The organism is Duganella sp. GW822-FHT06D06 (assembly GCF_058799615.1).
In genome coordinates, this window is record NZ_JBXALQ010000017.1 from 121,291 (window position 1) to 143,698 (window position 22,408).

The window sequence follows — 22,408 nt, forward strand, 5'->3', positions numbered from 1 at the left end:
CCTATGCTGCACAAGGTCCATCGCATCGGCGCCTGCGTACTCGGCGCCTTCTTGACGCTGCATCTGTTCAACCACCTGCTGGCGACAGTCGGCGCGGAGGCGCACATCCAGTTCATGGAAGCGTTCCGCGCGGTGTACCGCAACCGGCTGGTCGAAATCATTCTGCTGCTGTGCGTCGCCAGCCAGCTCGCCAGCGGCTTGACCTTCGTCCGCCGCCGCTGGCGCGACCGGCATGAAGGACTCGACCTGTTGCAGCTTGGTTCAGGGCTGTACCTGGCGTTCTTCCTGCTGGTGCATGTGGGTGCGGTGCTGGCCGGGCGCATGCAGTTCGATCTCGATACGAACTACTACTATGCCGCCGCCGGCATGCACGTGCTGCCGTATCGTTACTTCTTCATGCCCTACTACTTCCTTGCCGTGCTGGCGATCACGGTCCATCTGGCGCGGGCGCTGCACTGGCTGGCGCATGATCGCCTGAGTGCAGGGGCGTTGCGGGTCGCCACGACGCTGTTGATGGTCTCCGGCTTCACGGTCGCCACGCTGATCGTCGCGGCCTTTTCCGGTGGCCTGTATGACGTGACGGTGCCGGCGAAATACCTCGCCACGTTCCAGTAGCGCAGGCGGGGATTGGTGTGTTGGGTGGCCGAGCGTATATACTTCGGCGCTGAAGGCCCAGTCACCAATCAAGGATGTATATGAAGATGCTGTCTCGCGTTGACGCGAACGTCGCTGCCGAAATCAATCGGCAGTTTCCGCAATTGAAGCAAATCAGGGAGCTGGACTCGGACGGCGGCATGGGGCGCCTGGCGGTTTCCGTGTTCGACCACTGGCTCGACGACGAGAGCGAATGGCATCTGCTGGATTGTTTCGAAGGCCAGGAGCGCGTACTGCGCAACAAGAAGTTCGAGCAGCACTGGGCGGCGCTGTTCGACCTGACGCCGGTCTACACGCTGCGCTACCGCGGCCGCTGGCCGGCCAAAGCCAAGCTGGTACTGAAGCGCTACACCGACCGCGAAGGCTTCCTGCGCCAGTCGCGCTTCAACGACTACGGCGTGCCGTCGCAATTCATCATCCTGCCGGAACTGGGCTGCATCTACGCGGCGGGCTGGGATGACACCAATATCCTGTATTTCAAAAACAAGGAACTGGCCGCGCCGGTGCTGGAACTTGCTACAAAAGCAGCTCTGTTCTGCCTGAATCCAAACCGTTGAACACAGCAATGTAGCGTCGAAAACCACTGGGTACAGCAACCATTCAAACAGCCAGGCCGAACGGATCAAACCACTCAACTACTCGCCGCGCTAAGCTCATGAGACGCAATATCTCAGGAGCCCATGATGACGATAGCAGTTTCTCCCGCAACCTCGCTGTTCGGCGTAGAATTTCGTCATGCGGACCGTGGCTGAAACTCCTGTTTTCGTCCGCTACGCCGCTGACGTCTGGAGCGATGACGAACGCACGGAGTTCATTTCGTGGATCGCCAACCACCCGGATGCCGGTGATGTTATTCCCGGTAGCGGTGGCTGCCAAAAAGTACGCTGGTCAAGGCGGGGACAGGGCAAGCGAGGCGGGGCAAGAGTAGTATATTTTTGTGGTGCAGACGAAGTTATCTGGCTCCTTATCGTCTATGCAAAGTCCAAACTCGACAAGCTGCCGACGAAATTTCTGGCTCAACTGAAAGAAGGAATTGAAGATGCCATCTGAGAAAGAAGACTTCCAACGCGATTTGCTGGAATCGGTAAAGCAGATGCGCTCAGGGCATGCAACTCGCGTGACACAGGTGGAAACATCAGTGGCGGTAGAGGTATCGCTGCGCCTTCCGGTTGACGTTATCGAACGCTGGAAAGCCACCGGCCCTGGGTGGCAGCAACGCATGAGCGACATGCTCAGTAAAACGGCGCCCTAGGCGCCGTTGTTTCATCTTACCGCAGGCCGCTGGCCGCCTTGGCCAGATCCGTGATGCGCTGCCAATCGCCTGCGGCGATGGCGTCCTTCGGCGTCAACCAAGAGCCGCCCACGCAAGCGACGTTCTTCAGCGACAGGAACTGCGACGCGGTCTCTTGCGAGATGCCGCCGGTCGGGCAGAACATCACGTCCGGCAGCGGACCGCCAATCGCGTTCAGCATGCCGATGCCACCGGCCGGCACCGCCGGGAACAGCTTCAACTGACGGAAACCATGCTCGCGCGCCGCCATCACTTCCGACGGCGTCATCACGCCCGGCAGCAACGGCAGGCCGCTGCTCTTGGCGGCGGCGATCAGCGCCGACGTCAAGCCCGGCGACACGCCGAACACCGCACCCGCATCGCGCGCGGCGGCGAATTCTTCCGGCTGCGTCAAGGTGCCGACGCCGACGATCGCGCCTTCCACTTCCGACATGGCCTTGATCGCGGCCAGGCCGTGCTTGGTGCGCAGCGTTACTTCCAGCACGCGGATGCCGCCGGCCACCAGCGCGCGCGCCAGCGGTACTGCATGTTCAGGTTCATCTATCGCGATCACTGGGATCACGGCCGAGGTACGCATAATGTCGAGCAGAGTCATGGTCATGATTTACGCATCTTTCTTCATCGAGTAATCTTCATCGGAACCTGGCATGGTGTTGCCGACCGGGTCTTTGTCATGCAGGCCTACCGTGGTAGGGATAGGCGACGGCAGCCCGAAGGTGGTCGCGCCCTTCTCCGCTTCGCACACGCTGTTGCGGAACATGGCGAACAGCTCGCGGCCCATGCCGACGCCGTTCGGCGTCAAATCGGCCGTGGCCAGCGAGCGCGAATGCCATACGCTCGATTCAACCAGCGCTTCCAGCGTGCCGGTGCGGGCGCAGACGCGGATGATGTCGCCATCGCGCACCAGGCCCAGCGGACCGCCGGCCAGGATCTCCGGCGACACATGGATCGCCGCCGGCACCTTGCCCGACGCGCCCGACATGCGGCCGTCGGTGACCAGCGCCACGTGGCGGCCGGCGTCCTGCAGGTTGGCCAGCGCCGGCGTCAGCGCGTGCAGTTCCGGCATGCCGTTGGCGCGCGGGCCCTGGAAGCGCAGCACGGCGACGAAGTCGCGGTCCAGCGTGCCGGCCTTGTAAGCGTCCATGAAATCTTCCTGCGAGTTGAACACCAGCGCCGGCGCTTCCACCGTCTGATGCTCGGGCTTGACGGCCGATACCTTCATCACGGCGCGGCCCAGGTTGCCCTGTACCAGCACGGTGCCGCCGTCCGGCGAGAACGGCGCGGTGATCTTGCGCAGCACCGCTTCGTCGCCCGACTCGGTCGGCGAATCCTTCCAGACCACGCCCTTGCCGCCCTCGCCCAGGAACGGCTCGGCGCAGTGCGCGCGCAGGCCCTTGCCCAGGATGGTGGTGACGTCGTCGTGCAGCAGGCCGCCATCGAGCAGTTCGCGGATGACGAAGCCGGTGCCGCCGGCGGCGTGGAAGTGGTTCACGTCGGCGTTGCCGTTCGGGTAGATGCGCGTCAGCAGCGGTACCACTTTCGACAGTTCGTCGAAGTCGTTCCAGTCGATGACGATGCCGGCCGCCTTGGCGATGGCCACCAGGTGCAGCGTGTGGTTGGTCGAACCACCGGTGGTCAGCAGCGCGACAATCGCGTTGACGATGGACTTCTCATCGACCACATGGCCGACCGGCAGGTATTCGCTCGATTGCGCGGTGATGACGGCGGCGCGCTTGGCGGCGGCCTTGGTCAGTTCGTCGCGCAGCGGGGTGTTCGGGGTGATGAAGGCGGCGCCCGGCAGGTGCAGGCCCATCACTTCCATCAGCATCTGGTTGCTGTTGGCGGTGCCGTAGAAGGTGCAGGTGCCGGCGCTGTGATAGGACTGCGATTCGCCTTCCAGCAGCTCGGCGCGGCCGACTTTGCCCTGCGCGTACAGCTGGCGGATCTTGGCTTTTTCGGTATTCGACAGGCCGGTGGTCATCGGGCCGGCCGGCACGAACACTGCGGGCAAATGGCCGAAGTGCAGCGCGCCGATCAGCAGGCCGGGTACAATCTTGTCGCACACGCCCAGATAGACGGCGGAGTCGAACATATTGTGCGACAGCGCGACGGCGGTCGCCATGGCGATGGCGTCGCGCGAGAACAGCGACAATTCCATGCCCGGCTGGCCCTGGGTGACACCGTCGCACATGGCGGGCGTGCCGCCGGCGTATTGGGCCACCGCGCCGACTTCGCGCACGGCATCCTTGATCAATGCCGGGAAGCCTTCGAACGGCTGGTGGGCCGACAGCATGTCGTTGTAAGCCGAGACGATCGCCACCGATGGCTTCTTGAGTTCCTTCAGCGACAGCTTGTCGTTGGCGGGGAAAGCGGCAAAGCCGTGGGCCAGATTGGTGCAGGCCAGGGCGCCGCGCTGGACGCCTTTGACGCGCGCGGCTTCAAGATGAGCCAGGTAGGCGCCGCGCGATGGTTTGCTGCGCTGGATAATGCGTGCGGTGACGGTTTCTAGGACTGGATGCAACGCCATGATCGTTCCTTATGAATGAATTCCGTGAAATTTTACTACAAAATTTCGAATTCAAGCTACTTTTATTCTCCCCGCACGTTGCCGTCCTGATCAAAACAACGCCTCGCAGGCGGGCGCAACGCCCCTTCGGTAGATAGTTTTCAACGAACCGTAGTGAATTTACCGGATTTTCCTGTATCATTCACGCATCCCCTCCCTCAGACTTAACGACGCCACTCAATTATGCGCCAGCCAGCACTGACCTCTACTTCCAGCTTCCAAGCCCTTGAATCCCATGCCACCGACGCGAAAGACTGGCAACTGCGCCAATTGTTCGCCGCCGACGCGCAGCGCTTCCCCAAATTGACGGTGGACGCGGCCGGCCTGTTCCTCGATTATTCGAAGAACCGCCTGGACGCCAACACCATCGGCCTGCTGCTGGACCTTGCCCGCGAACGCGGCGTGGAGCGCCAGCGCGACGCCATGCTGAGTGGTGAGAAGATCAATCTTACCGAACATCGCGCGGTGCTGCACACGGCCCTGCGTATGCCGCGCGGCAAGGCGCTGACGGTCGACGGCCAGGACATCGCGCACGACGTGCACGCGGTGCTGGACCACATCAAGGACTTCACCGACCGCGTGCGCAGCGGCGCCTGGCTGGGCCACACCGGCAAGCCGATCACCGATGTCGTCAACATCGGCATCGGCGGCTCGGACCTGGGCCCGAAGATGGCCGTGCTGGCATTGCGCTCGTATGCGCATCCGCGCCTGAAGATGCACTTCGTCTCCAACGTCGATGGCCATGACATGGACGCCGCGCTGGCGCTGGTCAATCCCGAGACCACGCTGTTCATCATCGCCTCCAAGACCTTCGTCACCGCCGAGACCATGCTCAACGCCGGTACCGCCCGCAGCTGGTTCCTGCAGTCGGCCAAGGAAGAAGACCTGGCGCGCCACTTCGTCGCCGTCTCCACCAACACCGAGGCGGTGACAGCCTTCGGCATCGATCCGGCCAATATGTTCCCGTTCTGGGACTGGGTCGGCGGCCGTTATTCGGTCTGGTCGGCGATCGGCCTGGCGGTGGCGCTGGCGGTGGGCTTCGGCTACTTCAGCGCCTTCCTGGGCGGCGCACATGCGATGGACGAACACTTCCGCGAAGCGCCGCTGGAGCAGAACATGCCGGTACTGCTGGCGATGATCGGCTTCTGGAACCGCCAGTTCCTGAACGCCGCTTCGCTGTCGATCGCGCCGTACCACCAGGACCTGAGCCGCTTCCCGGCCTACCTGCAACAGCTGGACATGGAGAGCAACGGCAAGCGCGTCACGCGCGGCGGCGCCGAAGTCGATACGCCGACCTGCCCGGTGGTGTGGGGCGAGTGCGGCACCAATGCGCAACACGCTTACTTCCAGCTGCTGCACCAGGGTACCGACGTCACGCCGATCGACTTCATCGCCGCGCTGCGCGCCACGCACGATCTGGCGGGACATCACGATTCGCTGCTGGCCAACTGCTTCGCGCAATCGGAAGCCTTCATGACCGGCAAGACCGCAGGCGAAGTGCGCGCCGACCTGACCGCGCAAAAACTGAGCGAAACCGAAATCGACGAACTGGTGCCGCACAAGACCTTCCCCGGCAACCGTCCGTCGAACACCATCCTGATGGACCAGCTGACGCCGTCCACGCTGGGCGCGCTGATCGCGCTGTACGAGCACAAGACCTTTGTGCAGGGCGTGATCTGGGACGTCAACAGCTTCGACCAGTGGGGCGTGGAGCTGGGCAAGGTCCTCGCCAAAAACATCCACGCGGAGCTGACCGGCGACATCAAGCCGGAACGCCACGACAGCTCCACCAATGGCCTGATCATCATGGCCAAGGCCGCACAACATATCTGATCGCGATGAATACTCCACACATCGAAATAGCCTACGACGCCGTCATGCAAACCGGCGAGTGCCCGCTGTGGCACGCGCAGGAGCAGGCGCTGTACTGGGTCGACATCCCCGCCTTCACCGTGCACCGCCTCGATCCCGCCAGCGGCGCGCACCGTTCGTGGAAGCTCTCCAGCGAGCCGGCCACGCTGGCCGTCAGCGACCAGGGCGGCCTGGTGGTCGCCATGCGCAGCGGCTTCGCGCACCTGGACACCGGCAGCGATGAAGTGCGCCTGACCGAAATCGCCGCCGCGCCCTACGACACCGCCATCACCCGCTTCAACGACGGCCACGTCGACGGCGCCGGACGCTTCTGGGTCGGCACCATCTACGAACCGCGCGACAAGCCGGCCGCCGAGATGTTCGTGCTGGAACGCGGCGCGATCCGCAAGGCCTGGTCGGGCGGCATGACCAACTCGAATGGCCTGGGCTTCAGCCCGGACTACCGCGCCATGTACCACGCCGACACCAGCGCCCACCGCGTCACCAAGCTCGATTTCGACGTCGCCACCGGCCTCGCTTCCAACCAGCGCCTGCTGCACCAGTTCTCGATGGACAAGGAGCACAACTACGGCGGCCGTCCCGACGGCGCCGCGATCGATAGCGAGGGCAACTACTGGGTCGCGATGTTCGAAGGCGCGCGCCTGGCCAAGCTGTCGCCCGGCGGCGAATTGATCGGCGAGATCGCGCTGCCGGTGCGCTGCCCGACCATGCCGGCCTTCGGCGGCGCCGACCTGCGCACGCTGTACGTCACCAGCGCCGGCGCCCGTCCGGCGCCGGAACTGGCGCAGTTCCCGCTCAGCGGCAAGCTGCTGGCCATCCGCGTCGACGTGGCCGGCCGCACGGAGCCGGCCTATATCGAATAAACTATATGCTGCGGTCGCAGCATATGTAGTAAATTTTCTTGCAAAACGACAAATCGTGTAGTAAATTTACAGTCACGACTAGTAATCCCTCTTCTCTTTCAGCACTCTACATACTGCGAATAATTATGGCTCTTACCGATTTTGACCTGGTTCTGTTTGGCGGCAGCGGCGATCTGGCGATGCGCAAATTGCTGCCCGCGATGTACGCCCGCGATGTCGCCAACGACTTGCCCGCCACCGCCCGCATCATCTGCGTCGGCCGCGCCGACGCCAGCCAGCAGGACTTCCTGCACACGGTAGAGACCACGTCCAAGCCGCACATCAAGTCGCCGGCGGTGACGCCGGCCGCCTGGGCCAAGTTCACCGCCCGCATCGTGTATGTGTCGCTCAACGCCACCGATTCCGACAGCTACAAGTCGCTGGTCGAGGCGCTGCGCAAGGACGACGCCATCACCAAGGTCTACTACCTGGCGACGCCGCCGGCGATCTTCTCGCAGATCTGCGAGAACCTGAAAGCCAACGGCCTGGTGACGGCCAATTCGCGCGTGGTGCTGGAAAAGCCGCTGGGCCGCGACCTGGCCTCGGCCAAGCAGATCAACGCCGAAGTGGGCAAGGTCTTCGAGGAATCGCAGATCTACCGGATCGACCACTACCTGGGCAAGGAGACCGTGCAGAACCTGCTGGCGCTGCGCTTCGGTAACATCCTGTTCGAGCCGCTGTGGCGCCGCGAGTGGATCTCCGACGTGCAGATCACCATCGCCGAGAAGCTGGGCGTGGGCAACCGCATGGGCTACTACGACACCTCGGGCGCGCTGCGCGACATGCTGCAAAACCACCTGCTGCAACTGCTGTGCATTGTCGCCATGGAACCGCCGACCTCGATCGCGCCGGACGCCGTGCGCGACGCCAAGTTGCAGGTGCTGCGTTCGCTGAAAAAATTCACCCCGACCACGCTGGCGCAAAACATCGTGCGCGGCCAGTACCGCGCCGGCCATGTCGACGGCAAGGCCGTGCCGAGCTACCGCGACGAGCCGGATGCGCCGGAACATTCGCGCACCGAGACCTTCGTCGCGATGAAGGCCGAGATCGATACCTGGCGTTGGGCCGGCGTGCCGTTCTACCTGCGCACCGGCAAGCGCATGGCCGACGGCCTGGCCGAGATCGTGGTGCGCTTCAAGCCGATCCCGCATTCGATCTTCGCGCAACCGACCAACAGCTTCCAGCCCAACTCGCTGGTGATCCGTTTGCAGCCGGACGAAGGCCTGCGCATGAACCTGATGGCGAAGACGCCGGGCGACGGCATGCGCCTGAAACAGGCCGAGCTGGAGCTGGACTTCCGCGAATCGTTCAAATCGCCGCGCATGGACGCTTACGAGCGCCTGCTGCTCGACGTGCTGCGCGGCCAGCTGACGCTGTTCATGCGCGGCGACGAGCTGGAAGCGGCGTGGGAATGGGTCGAGCCTATCCTGAACAACTGGGAGGCGGACGACAGCTTCCCGATTCCTTACACCTCCGGCACCTGGGGTCCGGCCGCCGCGTCGGCCCTGATCGGCCGCGATGGTTTGCAATGGCGCGAAGAAGCGCTTCCCGAGGACTAAATGCTTTTAGATTCCATCCGCACCCAGCTCGACTCGCTCTCCAAATCGGAGCGCAAGGTCGCGCTGGCCGTGCTTGATCATCCGGGCCAGACGGTCAGCCAGAACATCACGGCGCTCGCCAAGAGCGCGCAGGTGTCCGAGCCGACCGTGGTGCGTTTCTGCCGCACGCTGGGCTACGACGGCTGGCATGAGTTCAAGCTCAAGCTGGCGCAGGGCCTGGCGCTGGCCCTGCCCGGCCTGAACGAACAGCCGACCCAGGACGACCTCGCGGCCGACCTGGTCAACAAGATCTGCAGCCGTTCGATCAACACCCTGCTGGACCTGCGCAACAACCTCGACCCGGAGGCGATCCAGCGGGCGCTGGACATCCTGTCCAAGGCCAACAAGATCGAGTTCTACGGCCAGGGCACCTCCGGCATCGTGGCGGCGGACGCGCAGCACAAGTTCTTCCGCTCCGGCGTGCCGACGGTGGCCTACGCCGACCCGCACATCCACAGCATCGCCGCCGCCCTGCTGCGCGCGGGCGACGCGGTGGTGGCCATTTCGCAGCGCGGCAACAGCCCGTCGCTGGTGCGCTCGATCAAGCTGGCGCGCCGCGGCGGCGCCGACGTCATCGTGCTGGCACCGTCCGGCACGCCGCTGGCCGACATGGCGACAGTGCTGATCCCGATCGACCTGATCTTCAACATCGATCCCTACACGCCGATCTCGGCGCGCCTGGCCTACCTGGTGGTGATCGACGTGCTGGCGGTCGGCCTGGCGCTGCAACGCGGCCCCGAGTTCCGCAAGAAGATGCAGAACGCCCAGAAGGCCCTGCAAGAGTTCGACCTGCAATTCGATTCCTTCATCGGCTGAGCCACCCGGATCGGCAAGGCGCTTGACGTCGTGCGACACATGTCACACAATACGTGACATCTGTCGCATACGGGCGTCGCATGGCCTTTTCCACCCTTCTCATTGTTCGTTTCCTGCTTGCCAGCCTGGGCTGCATGGCCGCCGGCCTGGCGGTGTGGGCGTTGACCGCGGCCTGCCGCCGCCACCTGCCCCAAGTCGCCGCGCAGCGTTCCACCTGGCTGTTGGGCCAGGCGACCATCATCGCGACCTTCCTGGCGCTGCTGCTGCCGCACAGCGAGCGGCTGCGCCTGCTTCCAGCGATCGAATTGCCCGAGACCATGCTGGCCGCCCCCGCCGCGCCGGACCATGGCGCCACGCCGGCACGGGGCGCCGCCATGGCCGCTGGCCGCGACGCGGCCGCGGACTACCACGCCTGGCTGAGCTACGGCGCCCAAGCCTGGCTATCGCTGTACTTGCTGGGTCTGGCATACACCACGGGCCGCGTGCTGCAGTCGCACCGCACACTGAACGGCCTGGCCGCCACCGGCGAGCGCCTGCTCCTGCCGGGCCGGCATCAAGGCCTGGATGCGGCGACGACGCCGCCATCGCTGGCCGTGATTGAAGTCGACGCGCCGATATCGCCGATGCTGTTCGGCTGGATCCGCCCGCGCCTGCTGCTGCCGCGCCATCTGCGCAGCTTCGAGCCCTTGCAGCAGCAGATGATCGTCGAACACGAACTCACGCATTTGCGCCGGCACGACCTGCAATGGATGAGCGCCGGCATCGTGCTGCAAACCCTGCTGTGGTTCAATCCCTTCATGCGCCTGCTGCGTCACAACCTGGCATGGGCGCAGGAGCTCGGTTGCGACCGCGAGGTGCTGCGCAACCGTCCGCCGGCGCTGCGCAAGGCGTATGCGGCGGCGCTGGTGGGGCAACTGCGGCTGCAGCCGCAGCCGGTCACGCATTCGGCCAAGACGGCGCTGGCCTTCGGCGGCGTCAGCGCGCGCACGCTGGCGACACGCATCCGCCTGATCCGCGAACCGGCCGCCGCCGCGCGCGGGCCGTGGGCCCGCGGCGCCGCCGTCGCCGGCCTGGCGGGGGTCTTCGCGGCCAGCCTGGCATTCCAGCCCGCCCTGGCCGATCGCGCGCCGGCGCGGGCAGCCACACCGGCCACCTTCAGCTGCACGGACATGGTCGATGCCGCCAGCGGCGCGCGGCTGGTCCATGACGGCCATTGCGACGAGCGGGTCACGCCGGCATCGACCTTCAACATCGCCGTCAGCCTGATGGGTTACGACAGTGGCATACTGCGCGACGCCCACTCGCCCAGCCTGCCGTTCAAGCCCGGCTATGCCGACTGGAACCCCGACTGGCGCGCCACCACCGACCCGGCCAGCTGGATGCGCAACTCGACCGTGTGGTATGCCCAGCAGGTGACAGCCAGCCTCGGCGCGCAGCGCTTCCAGCAGTATGTGCGCGGCTTCGGCTACGGCAACCTGGATGTCTCGGGCGACCCCGGCAAGGACAACGGCCTGGCGATGTCCTGGATCGCCTCCAGCCTGAAGATCTCGCCGGCCGAGCAAACCGCCTTCCTGCGCAAAATCGTCAACCGGCAACTGCCGCTGTCGGCCCACGCCTACGACATGACCGGCCGCCTCACCGCGCTCGGCGCCTTGCCGAACGGCTGGCAAATCCACGGCAAGACCGGCACCGCCTCGCCGGTGCTGGCCGACGGCAGCGACGACCGGCTGCACAGCTACGGCTGGTTCGTCGGCTGGGCCAGCAAGGGTGGGCGCACCGTGGTGTTTTCCCGCCTGGTGCTGGACGACACACGGGAAGGCGCCGCCGGCCCCAGGACCAGGGACGCGTTCCTGCGCGAGCTGCCGGCGCAACTGGACGCACTGTAAAGCACCGGCAACCACCATCAAAGGAGTTCTATGAATTTTCGCCACGTCATATTGGGAGCGCTGTATAGTCTGGTAGCGATTTCCGCCGCCCACGCCGCCGAAGTGTGCACGGCGCTGGCCGACAGCAACGGCCCGACGGTATTCCGCCGGGGCGACTGCCAGCGCCAAGTGACGCCGGCGTCGACCTTCAAGATCGCCATCAGCCTGATGGGCTACGACGCCGGCATCCTGACCGACCAGCATACGCCGGAAATGCCGTTCCGCGAAGGCTATGTCGATTGGCGTGCCGACTGGCGCCAGGCAACCGATCCCACCAAATGGATGAAGGACTCGGTGGTTTGGTATTCGCAACAGGTGACTCAGTCGCTGGGCATGCAGCGCTTCGCCGGCTACGCCAGCCAATTCCAGTATGGGAACGCCAACGTCGCGGGCGATGCCGAACATGACGGCCTGACCTTGTCATGGATCTCCTCTTCGCTGAAGATCTCGCCGCTGCAGCAGTTGGACTTCCTGAACAAGGTCGTCAACCGCCAACTAGGCGTCAGCGTCAACGCCTACCACATGACTGCGCGCCTGACCGAAGTCGATCAGCCGTTGGCGGGATGGCGCATCCATGGCAAGACCGGTTCCGCCTCCGGCTATGGCTGGTACGTGGGCTGGGCAACGAAAGACGCGCGCAGCTTCAGCTTCGCGCACCTGATGCAAAGGGATGACACGCAGCCGAAGGATGTCCCGGCCGGCGTACTGGCGCGCGAGGCGCTGCTCAGGGAATTGCCGCAGTTGCTGGGCCCGTTGGAGCGGGAGGCGCGGCTCAGCGCAACGGTGGACCGGACCATCGAGCCGCTGATGAAACAATACGATGTCCCAGGCATGGCACTGGCGCTCACCGAGCACGGCAAAAACTATGTCTTCAACTATGGCGTCGCCTCGCGTGAGAGCGGTCGGGCCGTCGACCGCGATACGCTGTTTGAGATCGGTTCAGTCAGCAAGACGCTGGTGGCCACGCTGGCCGCCTGCGCGCAGGCCGAGGGCCAGTTGGCGCTGTCCGACAACGTCAGCCAGCATATGCCGGCGCTGCGCGGCAGCAGCTTCGACCATATCAAGCTGATCCATCTGGCCACGCACACCGCCGCCGTCCCGATGCAGGTGCCCGACGACGTCCACGACGACTACCAACTGATGGACTACTACCGCCGCTAGCAACAGCCGGACGACGCCGCCTGCGCCCGCCGGACCTACTCCAACCTTGTGATCGACGTGCTGGCGGTCGGCCTGGTGCTGCAACGCGGCCCCGAGTTCCGCAAGAAGATGCAGAACGCCCAGAAGGCCCTGCAAGAGTTCGACCTGCAATTCGATTCCTTCATCGGCTAAGAAGAGCGGACGTCCACGACGTCTGCTTTGCTGCAAAGCGCAGTCATCAAGGCCACGCTACGCTGGCAGTTGTTCCAAACTCCGGCTCTCCCCTCTCAATATGGACCTCATCGGCGTCAGCGGCTTGGTCGTTTCCATCGCCGGGTTTGCCCTATCGCTATGGCAGATCGGCAAAGCGCGGACGGCTGCCGAGGCGGCACGAGCGGCGGCGCAGGAAGCCATCGCGGCGATGAGCATGGTTTATTCGGTTGCCAATATTCAGGAAATTTGCGGCCGCTCCCGCGATCTGCTGCATTTAGCCCGCGCAAACAATTTAGACGCCGCCGCGACTGCAGCTTTCGAACTTCGCGATCAAGTCGCACGATTCCAGGCAACAGACGCTGGACGCCGGCTGACAGATGCACAAACATGGCAGTAAATCTTCGTTGACCTGCGTTCGATACACGATAGATTTGAGTCCGCAGCTATGCTAAAAATACTGGACGGCGAGGAGTGCGAAACCTTGCTCCACAGAATATCCGAACTGCACATCCAATTGAGTGTTCTCGCAGCCATGACTGCGGACTCAGGAGCAAATTATGGCGATTCCTAGCGATTACAAAGATATTTTGGACACGCTCTCAAAGGCAACGACCGAAGGGCGCGTCCGATGGGCTGCCACCAAGTTCGACGTGGAAGTGGCGGTATCCGGTTCCAAATTTGTCCTCTGGTCAGGCAAAGACGTGAATAGCAAAAGGAACTTTGTAGCATTCGCGCTATCCGACCATGATGGGAAAACCCTGGACACCTGGCAGGTCGATGAGTGCAGCCCGGAATACGACTTCATGCACGACTTATACGCCGGCGCACGTCGCAAGGCGATGGAAATTCCTCAAAGACTAGCCAGTATCCGGGAGGAGTTCAGCAAGTCTGACATGATTGGCGACGCCACGTCACCACGTGAGCAGCGTTGACCGCCGCCTTGCCGAAACGGCAAACTGAGCTTTCTTGCGTGTCTATATGGAGACTGTTGGATTGCGCGTTCTTTAACAATTGTTCATGGTTGAGTACAATAAGGCAAGCCTCACTCCCCTTAACCGACTGGCAGCGCACATGAACCAACTCGAACAGCTCAAGAAATTCACCACCGTAGTCGCCGACACCGGCGATTTCCAGTCCATCCAGGCCTACACCCCGCGCGACGCCACCACCAATCCGTCGCTGATCCTGAAGGCGGTGCAGAAGGACGAATACAAGCCGCTGCTGGAAAAAGCCGTGCGCGACAACCTCGACAATTCGATCGCCGAGACCATCGACCACCTGCTGATCGCCTTCGGCAAGCAGATCCTGCGCATCATCCCGGGCCGCGTGTCGACCGAAATCGACGCCCGCCTGTCGTTCGACGTCGAAGGCTCGGTGGCCAAGGGCCGCGAGCTGATCAAGCTGTACCAGCAGGCCGGCATCGAACGCGAACGCGTGCTGATCAAGATGGCCGCCACCTGGGAAGGCATCCGCGCCGCCGAGATCCTGGAAAAAGAAGGCATCCACTGCAACATGACCTTGCTGTTCTCGCTGGGCCAGGCCATCGCCTGCGCCGAAGCGGGCGCGCAGCTGATCTCGCCGTTCGTCGGCCGCATCTACGACTGGTATAAAAAATCCACCGGCATCGACTACGTCGGCGCCGAAGATCCGGGCGTGCAGTCGGTCAAGCGCATCTACAACTACTACCGCAAGTTCGGCTACCAGACCGAAGTGATGGGCGCCAGCTTCCGCAACACCGGCCAGATCCTGGAACTGGCCGGCTGCGACCTGCTGACCATCAGCCCGGACCTGCTGCAAAAGCTGGCCGACACCGACGCCCCGGTGGAACGCAAGCTGAGCTCGGAGAGCGTGCCGGGCGCCGGCATCATCAAGCTGTCGCAGGACGAGAAGACTTTCCGCTTCCAGCTCAACGAAGACCAGATGGCGTCCGAAAAACTGGGCGAAGGCATCCGCGCCTTCTGCGCCGACTCGGGCAAGCTGAAGCAAATCATCTCGGGCATGCGCTGAACCAGCGCCGGCCAGCATGGAAAAAGCGGTAACGCGGCGCAGGCTGCGTTACCGCTTTTTTGTTTTATATCACTACAAAACGTTACACAACTAGCTGTATTACAATGTTGCAACCCTTGCCAGCCACCCCGCCTGGCCGATCAAGCGCTACACAGACATCTTTTTACGAGAACCATCCATGAGATTAGTACCTCGTTACACTGCCGTTGCATCCGCCGTTTTCACCTTGTCCCTGCTGGCCGCCTGCGGCGACAAAGCCGCCGCTCCCGGCGCCCCGCCGCCCGCCACTGTCGCCGTCATCACCGTCGCTCCCGCCGCCGTCACCCTGAGCACCGAACTGCCGGGCCGCACGGAAGCGTCGCGCATCGCGCAGGTGCGCGCGCGCACGGCCGGCATCGTGCTGCAGCGGGTGTTCAAGGAAGGCGGCGACGTCAAGGCCGGCGAGGTACTGTTCCGCATCGATCCCGCCAGCTTCCAGGCTTCCTACGACAGCGCCCAGGCCGCCGTCGCCAAGGCCGAGGCCAACCTGGCCCAGGCCGATTTAAAGGTAAAACGATATAAACCGTTGCTGGCGGCGCAGGCCGTCAGCCAGCAGGAGTACGACGACGCCGTCACCGCGCAGAAGCAGGCCGCCGCCGACCTGGCCACGGCCAGGGCGGCCCGCACCAACGCCGGCCTGACCCTGGGCTACGCCACCGTGACCGCGCCGATCTCCGGCCGCATCGGCCGCGCGCTGGTGACCGAGGGCGCGCTGGTGGGACAAGGCGAAGCGACGCCGATGGCCACCGTGCAGACGCTGGACCCGATCTACGTCACCATCAGCCAGTCCTCGACCGAGCTGCTGCGGCTGCAGCGCGCGCTGGCCAGCGGCAAGATCAAAGGCGCCGGCAAGAACCAGGCGCGCGTCACCCTGGTCACCGAGGACGGCCAGGCCTATCCGCAGGCGGGCAAGCTGCTGTTCTCGGACGTGTCGGTCGACGAGAGCACCGGCGCGGTATCGATGCGCGCCGAGTTCCCGAATCCCCAGCACGCCCTGCTGCCCGGCATGTACGTGCGCGCGCGGCTGGACCAGGGCGTCAGCGAGGCCGCCATCACCGTGCCGCAGCAGGCCGTGGTGCGCGGCCCCGAGGGCGCGTCGGTGCTGATCGTCGGCGCCGACAACAAGGTGCTGGCGCAGCCGGTCAGCGCCACCGCCAACGACGGCCAGAACTGGGTGGTCAGCGCCGGCCTCAAAGGCGGCGAGCGCATCGTGGTGGAAGGCTTCCAGAAGGCCAAGCCCGGCGCCACGGTCAATCCGCAGCCCTGGAAAGGCCCGGTGGGCGCGGCCAGCGCCGTCGCCACGCCTGCCGCCGCCGCAGCCAAATAATCCCCGGGAGCCCTGATGGCCAAGTTTTTCATCGATCGCCCCGTATTCGCGTGGGTGATCGCACTCTTCATACTGCTGGGCGGGATGCTGGCGATCACGGTCTTGCCGGTGTCGCAGTACCCGACCATCGCGCCGCCATCGATCGTGGTGACCGCCAACTACCCCGGCGCCACCGCGCAGGTGCTGGACGACGCCGTCACCAGCGTGATCGAACAGGAGATGAACGGCGCCGACGGTTTGCAGTACGTCGAATCGTCCAGCGAGGCCAGCGGCGCCGTCACCATCACCGTCACCTTCGTCCCCGGCACCAATCCGGACCTGGCGGCGGTCGATGTGCAGAACCGCATCAAGCGGGTGGAGTCGCGCCTGCCGGCCGCCGTCACGCAACAGGGCGTGCAGGTCAACAAGGCGCGTTCCAACATCCTGATGTTCGTCGGCCTGACCTCGACCGACGGCCGGCTCGACCCGACCGGACTGGGCGACTACCTGGCCCGCAACGTGGTCAATGAAATCAAGCGCATCCCCGGCGTCGGCCAGGCGCAGTTGTTCGGCACCGAACGGGCGATGCGCATCTGGGTCGATCCGGCCAGGCTGATCGGCCTGAAGCTGAACATGGCCGACGTCACCGCCGCCATCCGCGCGCAGAACGCGCAGGTCACCTCCGGCACGCTGGGCGACTTGCCCAGTCCCGCCAGCCAGACCTTCTCCGCCCCCATCGTGGTCACCGGCCAGCTGTCGTCGACCACCGAATTCGGCCAGATCGTGCTGCGCGCGAATCCCAACGGCTCGCTGGTGCGCCTGAAGGACGTGGCGCGCGTCGAAATGGGCGGCGCCAGCTTCAACATCAACGCCCGCCTGAACGGCGCGCCGTTCTCGGCGATCGCGGTGCAGCTGTCGCTGACCGGCAACGCGCTGCAAACGGCGAGCGCCGTGCGCGAGAAGATGGACCAGCTGGCCAAGTTCTTCCCCCCCGGCGTCAAGTACACTATCCCCTACGACACCTCGCTGTTCGTCAAGATCTCGATCGAGGAAGTGGTCAAGACGCTGCTCGAAGCGGTGCTGCTGGTGTTCCTGGTGATGTACCTGTTCCTGCAAAACTTCCGCTACACCTTGATCCCGACCATCGTGGTGCCGGTGGCGCTGATGGGCACCTTCGCGGCGATGCAGCTGTTCGGCTTCTCGATCAACGTGCTGACCATGTTCGGCATGGTGCTGGCGATCGGCATCCTGGTCGACGACGCCATCGTGGTGGTGGAGAACGTCGAACGCATCATGAGCGAGGAAGGCCTGTCGCCGCGCGACGCCACCCGCAAGGCGATGACCCAGATCACCGGCGCCATCATCGGCATCACGCTGGTGCTGATCGCGGTGTTCATTCCGATGGCCTTCTTCGGCGGCGCGGTCGGCGCGATCTACCGCCAGTTCTCGCTGGCGATGGTGTCGGCCATGCTGTTCTCGGCGCTGATGGCGCTGACGCTGACGCCGGCGCTGTGCGCCACCATCCTGAAACCGGTGCAAGCCGGCCATCATCATGAGAAGAAAGGCTTCTTCGGCTGGTTCAACCGCCAGTTCGCGCTGACCGCCACCGGCTACCAGGGCGTGATCGCCAAGATGATCCGGCGCACCGGCCGTTACCTGGTGGTGTTCGCGCTGATCTGCGGCGTGGTGGTCTGGCTGTATGCGCGCCTGCCGTCGTCGTTCCTGCCGAACGAAGACCAGGGTTATCTGATCGCCAACGTGCAGCTGCCGGCCGGCGCTTCGAGCAGCCGCACCCAGGCCGTGCTGGCCCAGGCCGACGCCTACTTCCGCAAGCAGCCGGGCGTGGCGCGCACCATCGCGGTGGCGGGCTTCAGCTTCTCCGGCAACGGCCAGAACGCCGGCCTGGTGTTCATTCCGCTGAAGGACTGGAAGGAACGCGGACCGCAAGACTCGGCGCAGGCGATCGCGCAGCGCGCGTTCGGCGCGCTGTCGAGCATCCCGGACGCGATCATCTTCCCGCTGTCGCCGCCGCCGATCCGCGAACTGGGCAACGCCACCGGCATCACCGCGCGCCTGCAGGACCGCAGCGCGCTCGGTCACGACGCGCTGATCGCGGCGCGCAACCAGCTGCTCGGCATGGCCGGCAAGAGCGCCATCCTCAAAGGCCTGCGTCCCGAAGGCCTGGAGGACGCGCCGCAGCTGCAGGTCGATATCGACCGCGAGAAGGCCAATGCGCTGGGCGTGACCTTCGCCGACATCAACTCGATGATGTCGTCCGCGCTCGGTTCGTCCTACGTCAACGACTTCGCCAGCAGCGGACGCCAGCAGCGCGTGATCGTGCAGGCCGACGCGCCGCGCCGCCTGCAGCCGGCCGACATCATGCAGCTCAACGTGCGCAGCGCGTCCGGCACCATGGTGCCGTTCTCCTCGTTCGCCAGCTCGCGCTGGATCCAGGGTCCGGTGCAGCTGGTGCGCTACAACGGCTACCCCGCCATCAAGCTGACCGGCGACGCCGCGCCGGGCCGCTCGACCGGCGAGGCGATGGACGAACTGGAACGCCTGGCGGCGCAGCTGCCGCCGGGCTTCAGCATCGAATGGACCGGCCAGTCGCTGGAAGAGAAGACTTCCGGCTCGCAGGCGCCGATGCTGTTCGCGCTGTCGCTGCTGGCCGCCTTCCTGGTGCTGGCGGCGCTGTATGAAAGCGAATCGATACCGGTGGCGGTGCTGCTGGTGGTGCCGCTGGGGATCCTGGGCGCGCTGCTGGGCGCCACCATGCGCGGGCTGCCCAACGATGTGTACTTCAAGGTCGGCCTGATCGCCATCATCGGCCTGTCGGCCAAGAACGCGATCCTGATCATCGAGTTCGCCAAGGACCTGCAGGCGCAGGGCAAGGGCCTGATCGAAGCGACGCTGGAGGCGGTGCACCTGCGCTTCCGGCCGATCATCATGACCTCGCTGGCCTTCATCCTCGGCGTGCTGCCGCTGGTGATCGCCACCGGCGCGGGATCGGCCAGCCAGCGCGCCATCGGCACCGGCGTGATGGGCGGCATGATCACGGCCACGGTGCTGGCGGTGTTCCTGGTGCCGGTGTTCTTCGTGGTGATCCGCAAGATCTTCAAGGGCAGCGAACGCCAGCGCAAACTGGCCGCACATGAACTGAACGACAAGAACCATGAAACCTATGACTAAGCCTGCCCGCAAGCCCGCCCTGCCCCTGGCCGCGCCGGCCACACTGCTGGCGGCGCTGCTGTCGGCCTGCTCGCTGGCGCCGACCTACCGGCGCCCCGAGGCGCCGGTGGCCGCCGCCTTCCCGGCCGACAGCGCCGGCGCCGCCGCGCGCACCAGCGTGCCGCTGCCGCTGGCGGCCGGCGCGCGCGACGCCGTCGATACCGGCTGGCGCGACTACTTCACCGAACCGCGCCTGCGGCAGCTGATCGGCGCCGCGCTGGAGCACAACCGCGACCTGCGCAGCGCCGCGCTGCGCATCGAGGAAGCGCGCGCGCAGTACGACATCCAGTCGGCCGACCGCCTGCCCGGCGTCAACGCCAACGCCTCCGCCAGCAGGGCCAAGACGCCGGCCTTCCTGTCGCCCAGCGGCCAAACCACGATCGGCAAGCGCTACGACGCCGGACTGGCGCTGTCGGCCTTCGAGCTGGATTTCTTCGGCCGCGTGAAAAGCCTGAACGACGCCGCGCTGGCGGCCTACCTGGCCACCGACGAAGCGCGCCAGGCGGCGCAAATCAGCCTGGTGGCGCAGGTGGCGCAGGCCTATTACACCGAGCGCGCCTACGCCGAGCAGTACGCGCTGGCGCAGCAGAGCTACGAGGCCCGCGCTCGCAGCTACAAGTTGACGCAGCAGCGCGCCGAAGTGGGCGCCTCGTCGCGGCTGGAGCTGCGCGCCAACGAGACGCTGATGGAAACCGCGCGCGCCGCCGCGCTGACGCTGGCGCGCCAGCGCGCGCAGGCGGGCAACGCGTTGACCTTGCTGGTCGGCCAGCCGGCCGGCGCTGCCGGCGCTACTGCCGTTACTGCCGGGGCCGCCGATACTGGCGCCGGTTCGCGCGCGGCCGCCGGCGCCATGCCGAGCGACCTGCAGATCGACATGCTGAGCGCGCTGCCGGCCGGCCTGCCGTCGGACCTGCTGGCGCGCCGTCCCGACATCCGCGCCGCCGAGCAGCGCTTGAAATCGGCCAACGCCAACATCGGCGCCGCGCGCGCCGCCTTCTTCCCGCGCATCAGCCTGACGGCCGCGCTGGGTAGCAGCAGCCCGTCGCTGAACGGCCTGTTCGACGGCGGCTCGGGCAGCTGGTCGTTCGCGCCGCAGCTGACCTTGCCGATCTTCGACGCCGGCCGCAACCGCGCCAACCTGGGCCTGGCCGAAGCGCGCCAGCAGCTCGCCGTGGCCGACTACGAAAAGGCGATCCAGACCGCCTTCCGCGAAGTGGCCGACGCGCTGGCCGCGCGCGACTACCTGGGCGAGCAGGTATCGGCCCAGCGCGCCGTGCAGGAGGCCCAGGCCGACCGCCTGAAGCTGCTGCAACTGCGCTTCGACAACGGCGTCGCCAGCTCGCTGGACGTGCTCGACGCGCAGCGCGAGCTGTTCAGCGCCCAGCAGACGCTGGTGCAAGCGCGCCTGCTGCGCACCACCAGCGCCATCGACCTCTACCGCGCCCTCGGCGGCGGCCTCAAATAACCCGGGGGTCAAGTCTGACATTCGGACACGAGCTCCACCGTAACGGCCACTACGGCAGCGTTCGTGTCCGAATGTCAGACTTGACCCCGGGTTTCTGTCTTCTAATTGTTTCGAAAAAGCAACGCACCTGTCTGAAGTTGCATGACCGGGGTGGCGCGACGGGCGCATACTTGTAGCCTGCCAGCCGTCCCCGGGCCACTTCGGAGCGTCCATCATGAATCTACTGTCTCAGCTGCGCATCGGCACCCGCCTCGCGCTCGGTTTCGCCATCGTCCTGCTGCTCGCCATCTGCGCCACCTCGGTGGCGCTGTACAACGCCCGCGTCAACGCCGAGGCCACCCGCCACATGATGGAAAAACCGCTGGCCAAGGAACGCCTGGCCTCCGACTGGTACGTGCTGATCTACTCGGCGGTGGCGCGCACCGCGCTGATCGCCCGCAGCAGCGACGATACGCTGTCGACCACCTTCGCCGACGTCATCGCCGACAGCAGCAAGAAGGGCGGCGAACTGATCGCCAAGCTCAAGGAGCTGATGGCCAGCGACGAGGAAAAGGCCGTGTTCGAGGCCTCCGGCGCGCTGCGCGCCACCTACCAGAAGGCCAAGACCGACATCATGAACGCCAAGCAGGCCGGCAACGCCGAGCAGGCGGAAAAACTCTACAAGGAGGTCTTCATGCCGGCGGCCACCGCCTACCAGGGCAAGGTGCAGGCGCTGCTGACCCTGCAGCGCAGGGCGATCGACGACACCGCCCGCGCGATCGACGCCGCCAACGACCGCAGCAACCTGCTGTTGATGGTGCTGGCGCTGCTGATGGTGAGCATCGGCGCGCTGGCGGCGTGGGTGATCTCGCGTTCGATCACCGTGCCCTTGCAGTCGGCGCTGGAGATCGCCGCCACCGTGGCCAACGGCGACCTCACCACCCGCTTCGACGCCGCCACCAGCAAGTGCGAGATCGGCGACCTGATGACCGCGCTCAAGGGCATGAACGATGCGCTGCGCAATGTCGTCAGCCAGGTGCAGAGCGGCACCACCACCATCGCCACCGCCTCCAACGAGATCGCGGCCGGCAATATGGACCTGTCGCAGCGCACCGAGGAACAGGCCAGCTCGCTGGAGGAAACCGCGTCGTCGATGGAGCAGCTGACCAGCACCGTGCGCCAGAACGCCGAGAACGCCAAGCAGGCCAACCAGCTGGCGCAGGCGGCCTCCGACGTGGCCGAGCGCGGCGGCGCCATCGTCGGCCAGGTGGTCGACACCATGGGCTCGATCGACGCCTCGTCGCGCAAGATCGTCGACATCATTTCCGTCATCGACGGCATCGCCTTCCAGACCAACATCCTGGCGCTGAACGCCGCCGTCGAGGCGGCGCGCGCCGGCGAGCAGGG

The 22,408-nt window shown here is 65.3% G+C and carries 19 protein-coding genes and 3 pseudogenes; 20 read left to right on the top strand and 2 right to left on the bottom strand.

Annotation, left to right across the window (positions count from 1 at the left end; translation table 11 throughout):
- The first annotated feature begins 3 nt into the window (after positions 1 to 3).
- The 4 genes from AC1RMD_RS25255 (at position 4) to AC1RMD_RS25270 (ending at position 1,906) form a co-directional block, all read left to right on the top strand.
- Positions 4 to 615 (top strand): succinate dehydrogenase/fumarate reductase transmembrane subunit, encoded by a 612-nt coding sequence (locus AC1RMD_RS25255; protein WP_492930563.1) that lies wholly within the window; start codon positions 4 to 6, stop codon positions 613 to 615.
- Positions 616 to 758: 143 nt separating this feature from the next.
- A complete protein-coding gene (locus tag AC1RMD_RS25260) occupies positions 759 to 1,211 on the top strand; it encodes a hypothetical protein (protein WP_492930565.1) in 453 nt (150 codons plus the stop codon).
- A 178-nt stretch (positions 1,212 to 1,389) separates the two neighbouring features.
- Complete coding sequence (locus AC1RMD_RS25265) at positions 1,390 to 1,704, top strand: transcriptional regulator (RefSeq protein WP_492930567.1); 315 nt, start codon at positions 1,390 to 1,392, stop codon at positions 1,702 to 1,704.
- Positions 1,694 to 1,906, top strand: coding sequence for a BrnA antitoxin family protein (locus tag AC1RMD_RS25270; RefSeq protein WP_492930569.1), 213 nt, complete (start codon positions 1,694 to 1,696; stop codon positions 1,904 to 1,906). The genes AC1RMD_RS25265 and AC1RMD_RS25270 overlap by 11 nt, the downstream gene beginning before the upstream one ends.
- Positions 1,907 to 1,922: 16 nt before the next feature.
- Here the strand turns inward: AC1RMD_RS25270 and eda are convergent, their stop codons facing one another.
- Together eda and edd are read right to left on the bottom strand one after the other, a co-directional pair.
- Positions 1,923 to 2,546: a bifunctional 4-hydroxy-2-oxoglutarate aldolase/2-dehydro-3-deoxy-phosphogluconate aldolase gene (gene eda, locus AC1RMD_RS25275; RefSeq protein ID WP_492930571.1), complete on the bottom strand. Its 624-nt coding sequence runs from the start codon at positions 2,544 to 2,546 to the stop codon at positions 1,923 to 1,925.
- Between the two features lie 3 nt (positions 2,547 to 2,549).
- The gene (edd, locus tag AC1RMD_RS25280; protein ID WP_492930573.1) at positions 2,550 to 4,472 is read right to left on the bottom strand and encodes a phosphogluconate dehydratase; all 1,923 of its coding nucleotides are present in this window, start codon (positions 4,470 to 4,472) and stop codon (positions 2,550 to 2,552) included.
- Positions 4,473 to 4,694: 222 nt separating this feature from the next.
- Here edd and pgi point away from each other — a divergent pair, with 222 nt between their 5' ends.
- From pgi to AC1RMD_RS25360, 16 genes and pseudogenes are all read left to right on the top strand, one after another.
- On the top strand, positions 4,695 to 6,344 hold the full coding sequence (pgi, locus tag AC1RMD_RS25285) for a glucose-6-phosphate isomerase (protein WP_492930575.1): 1,650 nt from the start codon (positions 4,695 to 4,697) through the stop codon (positions 6,342 to 6,344).
- 5 nt (positions 6,345 to 6,349) lie between these two features.
- The gene (locus AC1RMD_RS25290; protein ID WP_492930577.1) at positions 6,350 to 7,246 is read left to right on the top strand and encodes an SMP-30/gluconolactonase/LRE family protein; all 897 of its coding nucleotides are present in this window, start codon (positions 6,350 to 6,352) and stop codon (positions 7,244 to 7,246) included.
- Positions 7,247 to 7,371: 125 nt separating this feature from the next.
- Positions 7,372 to 8,844: a glucose-6-phosphate dehydrogenase gene (zwf, locus tag AC1RMD_RS25295; protein WP_492930579.1), complete on the top strand. Its 1,473-nt coding sequence runs from the start codon at positions 7,372 to 7,374 to the stop codon at positions 8,842 to 8,844.
- Positions 8,845 to 9,699 (top strand): SIS domain-containing protein, encoded by an 855-nt coding sequence (locus AC1RMD_RS25300; protein WP_445233164.1) that lies wholly within the window; start codon positions 8,845 to 8,847, stop codon positions 9,697 to 9,699.
- Between the two features lie 80 nt (positions 9,700 to 9,779).
- Positions 9,780 to 10,640 (top strand): annotated as a pseudogene (locus AC1RMD_RS25305) (M56 family metallopeptidase); the annotation flags it as partial.
- A 153-nt stretch (positions 10,641 to 10,793) separates the two neighbouring features.
- Positions 10,794 to 11,585, top strand: coding sequence for a class D beta-lactamase (gene blaOXA / locus AC1RMD_RS25310; RefSeq protein ID WP_492930601.1), 792 nt, complete (start codon positions 10,794 to 10,796; stop codon positions 11,583 to 11,585).
- 30 nt (positions 11,586 to 11,615) lie between these two features.
- Positions 11,616 to 12,371 (top strand): annotated as a pseudogene (gene blaOXA, locus AC1RMD_RS25315) (class D beta-lactamase); the annotation flags it as partial.
- 36 nt (positions 12,372 to 12,407) lie between these two features.
- Positions 12,408 to 12,785 (top strand): serine hydrolase, encoded by a 378-nt coding sequence (locus AC1RMD_RS25320; protein WP_492930603.1) that lies wholly within the window; start codon positions 12,408 to 12,410, stop codon positions 12,783 to 12,785.
- 45 nt (positions 12,786 to 12,830) lie between these two features.
- Positions 12,831 to 12,956: pseudogene (locus AC1RMD_RS25325) on the top strand (transcriptional regulator); the annotation flags it as partial.
- A 100-nt stretch (positions 12,957 to 13,056) separates the two neighbouring features.
- A complete protein-coding gene (locus AC1RMD_RS25330) occupies positions 13,057 to 13,374 on the top strand; it encodes a hypothetical protein (protein ID WP_492930581.1) in 318 nt (105 codons plus the stop codon).
- Positions 13,375 to 13,534: 160 nt separating this feature from the next.
- Positions 13,535 to 13,909: a hypothetical protein gene (locus AC1RMD_RS25335; protein ID WP_492930583.1), complete on the top strand. Its 375-nt coding sequence runs from the start codon at positions 13,535 to 13,537 to the stop codon at positions 13,907 to 13,909.
- Between the two features lie 139 nt (positions 13,910 to 14,048).
- Positions 14,049 to 14,984 carry a transaldolase gene (gene tal / locus AC1RMD_RS25340; RefSeq protein ID WP_492930585.1) on the top strand — a complete coding sequence of 312 codons (936 nt, stop codon included), beginning with the start codon at positions 14,049 to 14,051 and terminating at the stop codon, positions 14,982 to 14,984.
- A gap of 178 nt (positions 14,985 to 15,162) precedes the next feature.
- On the top strand, positions 15,163 to 16,350 hold the full coding sequence (locus AC1RMD_RS25345; RefSeq protein WP_492930587.1) for an efflux RND transporter periplasmic adaptor subunit: 1,188 nt from the start codon (positions 15,163 to 15,165) through the stop codon (positions 16,348 to 16,350).
- A gap of 15 nt (positions 16,351 to 16,365) precedes the next feature.
- Positions 16,366 to 19,518, top strand: a complete 3,153-nt coding sequence (locus AC1RMD_RS25350; RefSeq protein ID WP_492930589.1) for an efflux RND transporter permease subunit — start codon at positions 16,366 to 16,368, stop codon at positions 19,516 to 19,518.
- Complete coding sequence (locus AC1RMD_RS25355; RefSeq protein WP_492930605.1) at positions 19,511 to 21,022, top strand: efflux transporter outer membrane subunit; 1,512 nt, start codon at positions 19,511 to 19,513, stop codon at positions 21,020 to 21,022. The genes AC1RMD_RS25350 and AC1RMD_RS25355 overlap by 8 nt, the downstream gene beginning before the upstream one ends.
- Positions 21,023 to 21,236: 214 nt before the next feature.
- Positions 21,237 to 22,408, top strand: a 1,172-nt coding sequence (locus tag AC1RMD_RS25360) for a methyl-accepting chemotaxis protein (RefSeq protein WP_492930591.1), incomplete at its 3' end; no start/stop codon positions are given.

Excerpts from the sequence above, each read along its gene's own strand:
- AC1RMD_RS25345 (WP_492930587.1), top strand. The coding sequence starts at position 15,163 with ATGAGATTAGTACCTCGTTACACTGCCGTTGCATCCGCCGTTTTCACC.
- AC1RMD_RS25330 (WP_492930581.1), top strand. The coding sequence starts at position 13,057 with ATGGACCTCATCGGCGTCAGCGGCTTGGTCGTTTCCATCGCCGGGTTT.
- tal (WP_492930585.1), top strand. The coding sequence starts at position 14,049 with ATGAACCAACTCGAACAGCTCAAGAAATTCACCACCGTAGTCGCCGAC.
- AC1RMD_RS25290 (WP_492930577.1), top strand. The coding sequence starts at position 6,350 with ATGAATACTCCACACATCGAAATAGCCTACGACGCCGTCATGCAAACC.
- AC1RMD_RS25355 (WP_492930605.1), top strand. The coding sequence starts at position 19,511 with ATGACTAAGCCTGCCCGCAAGCCCGCCCTGCCCCTGGCCGCGCCGGCC.
- AC1RMD_RS25300 (WP_445233164.1), top strand. The coding sequence starts at position 8,845 with ATGCTTTTAGATTCCATCCGCACCCAGCTCGACTCGCTCTCCAAATCG.
- AC1RMD_RS25350 (WP_492930589.1), top strand. The coding sequence starts at position 16,366 with ATGGCCAAGTTTTTCATCGATCGCCCCGTATTCGCGTGGGTGATCGCA.
- zwf (WP_492930579.1), top strand. The coding sequence starts at position 7,372 with ATGGCTCTTACCGATTTTGACCTGGTTCTGTTTGGCGGCAGCGGCGAT.
- AC1RMD_RS25270 (WP_492930569.1), top strand. The coding sequence starts at position 1,694 with ATGCCATCTGAGAAAGAAGACTTCCAACGCGATTTGCTGGAATCGGTA.
- edd (WP_492930573.1), bottom strand. The coding sequence starts at position 4,472 with ATGGCGTTGCATCCAGTCCTAGAAACCGTCACCGCACGCATTATCCAG.
- AC1RMD_RS25255 (WP_492930563.1), top strand. The coding sequence starts at position 4 with ATGCTGCACAAGGTCCATCGCATCGGCGCCTGCGTACTCGGCGCCTTC.
- AC1RMD_RS25265 (WP_492930567.1), top strand. The coding sequence starts at position 1,390 with ATGCGGACCGTGGCTGAAACTCCTGTTTTCGTCCGCTACGCCGCTGAC.
- pgi (WP_492930575.1), top strand. The coding sequence starts at position 4,695 with ATGCGCCAGCCAGCACTGACCTCTACTTCCAGCTTCCAAGCCCTTGAA.
- AC1RMD_RS25335 (WP_492930583.1), top strand. The coding sequence starts at position 13,535 with ATGGCGATTCCTAGCGATTACAAAGATATTTTGGACACGCTCTCAAAG.
- eda (WP_492930571.1), bottom strand. The coding sequence starts at position 2,546 with ATGACCATGACTCTGCTCGACATTATGCGTACCTCGGCCGTGATCCCA.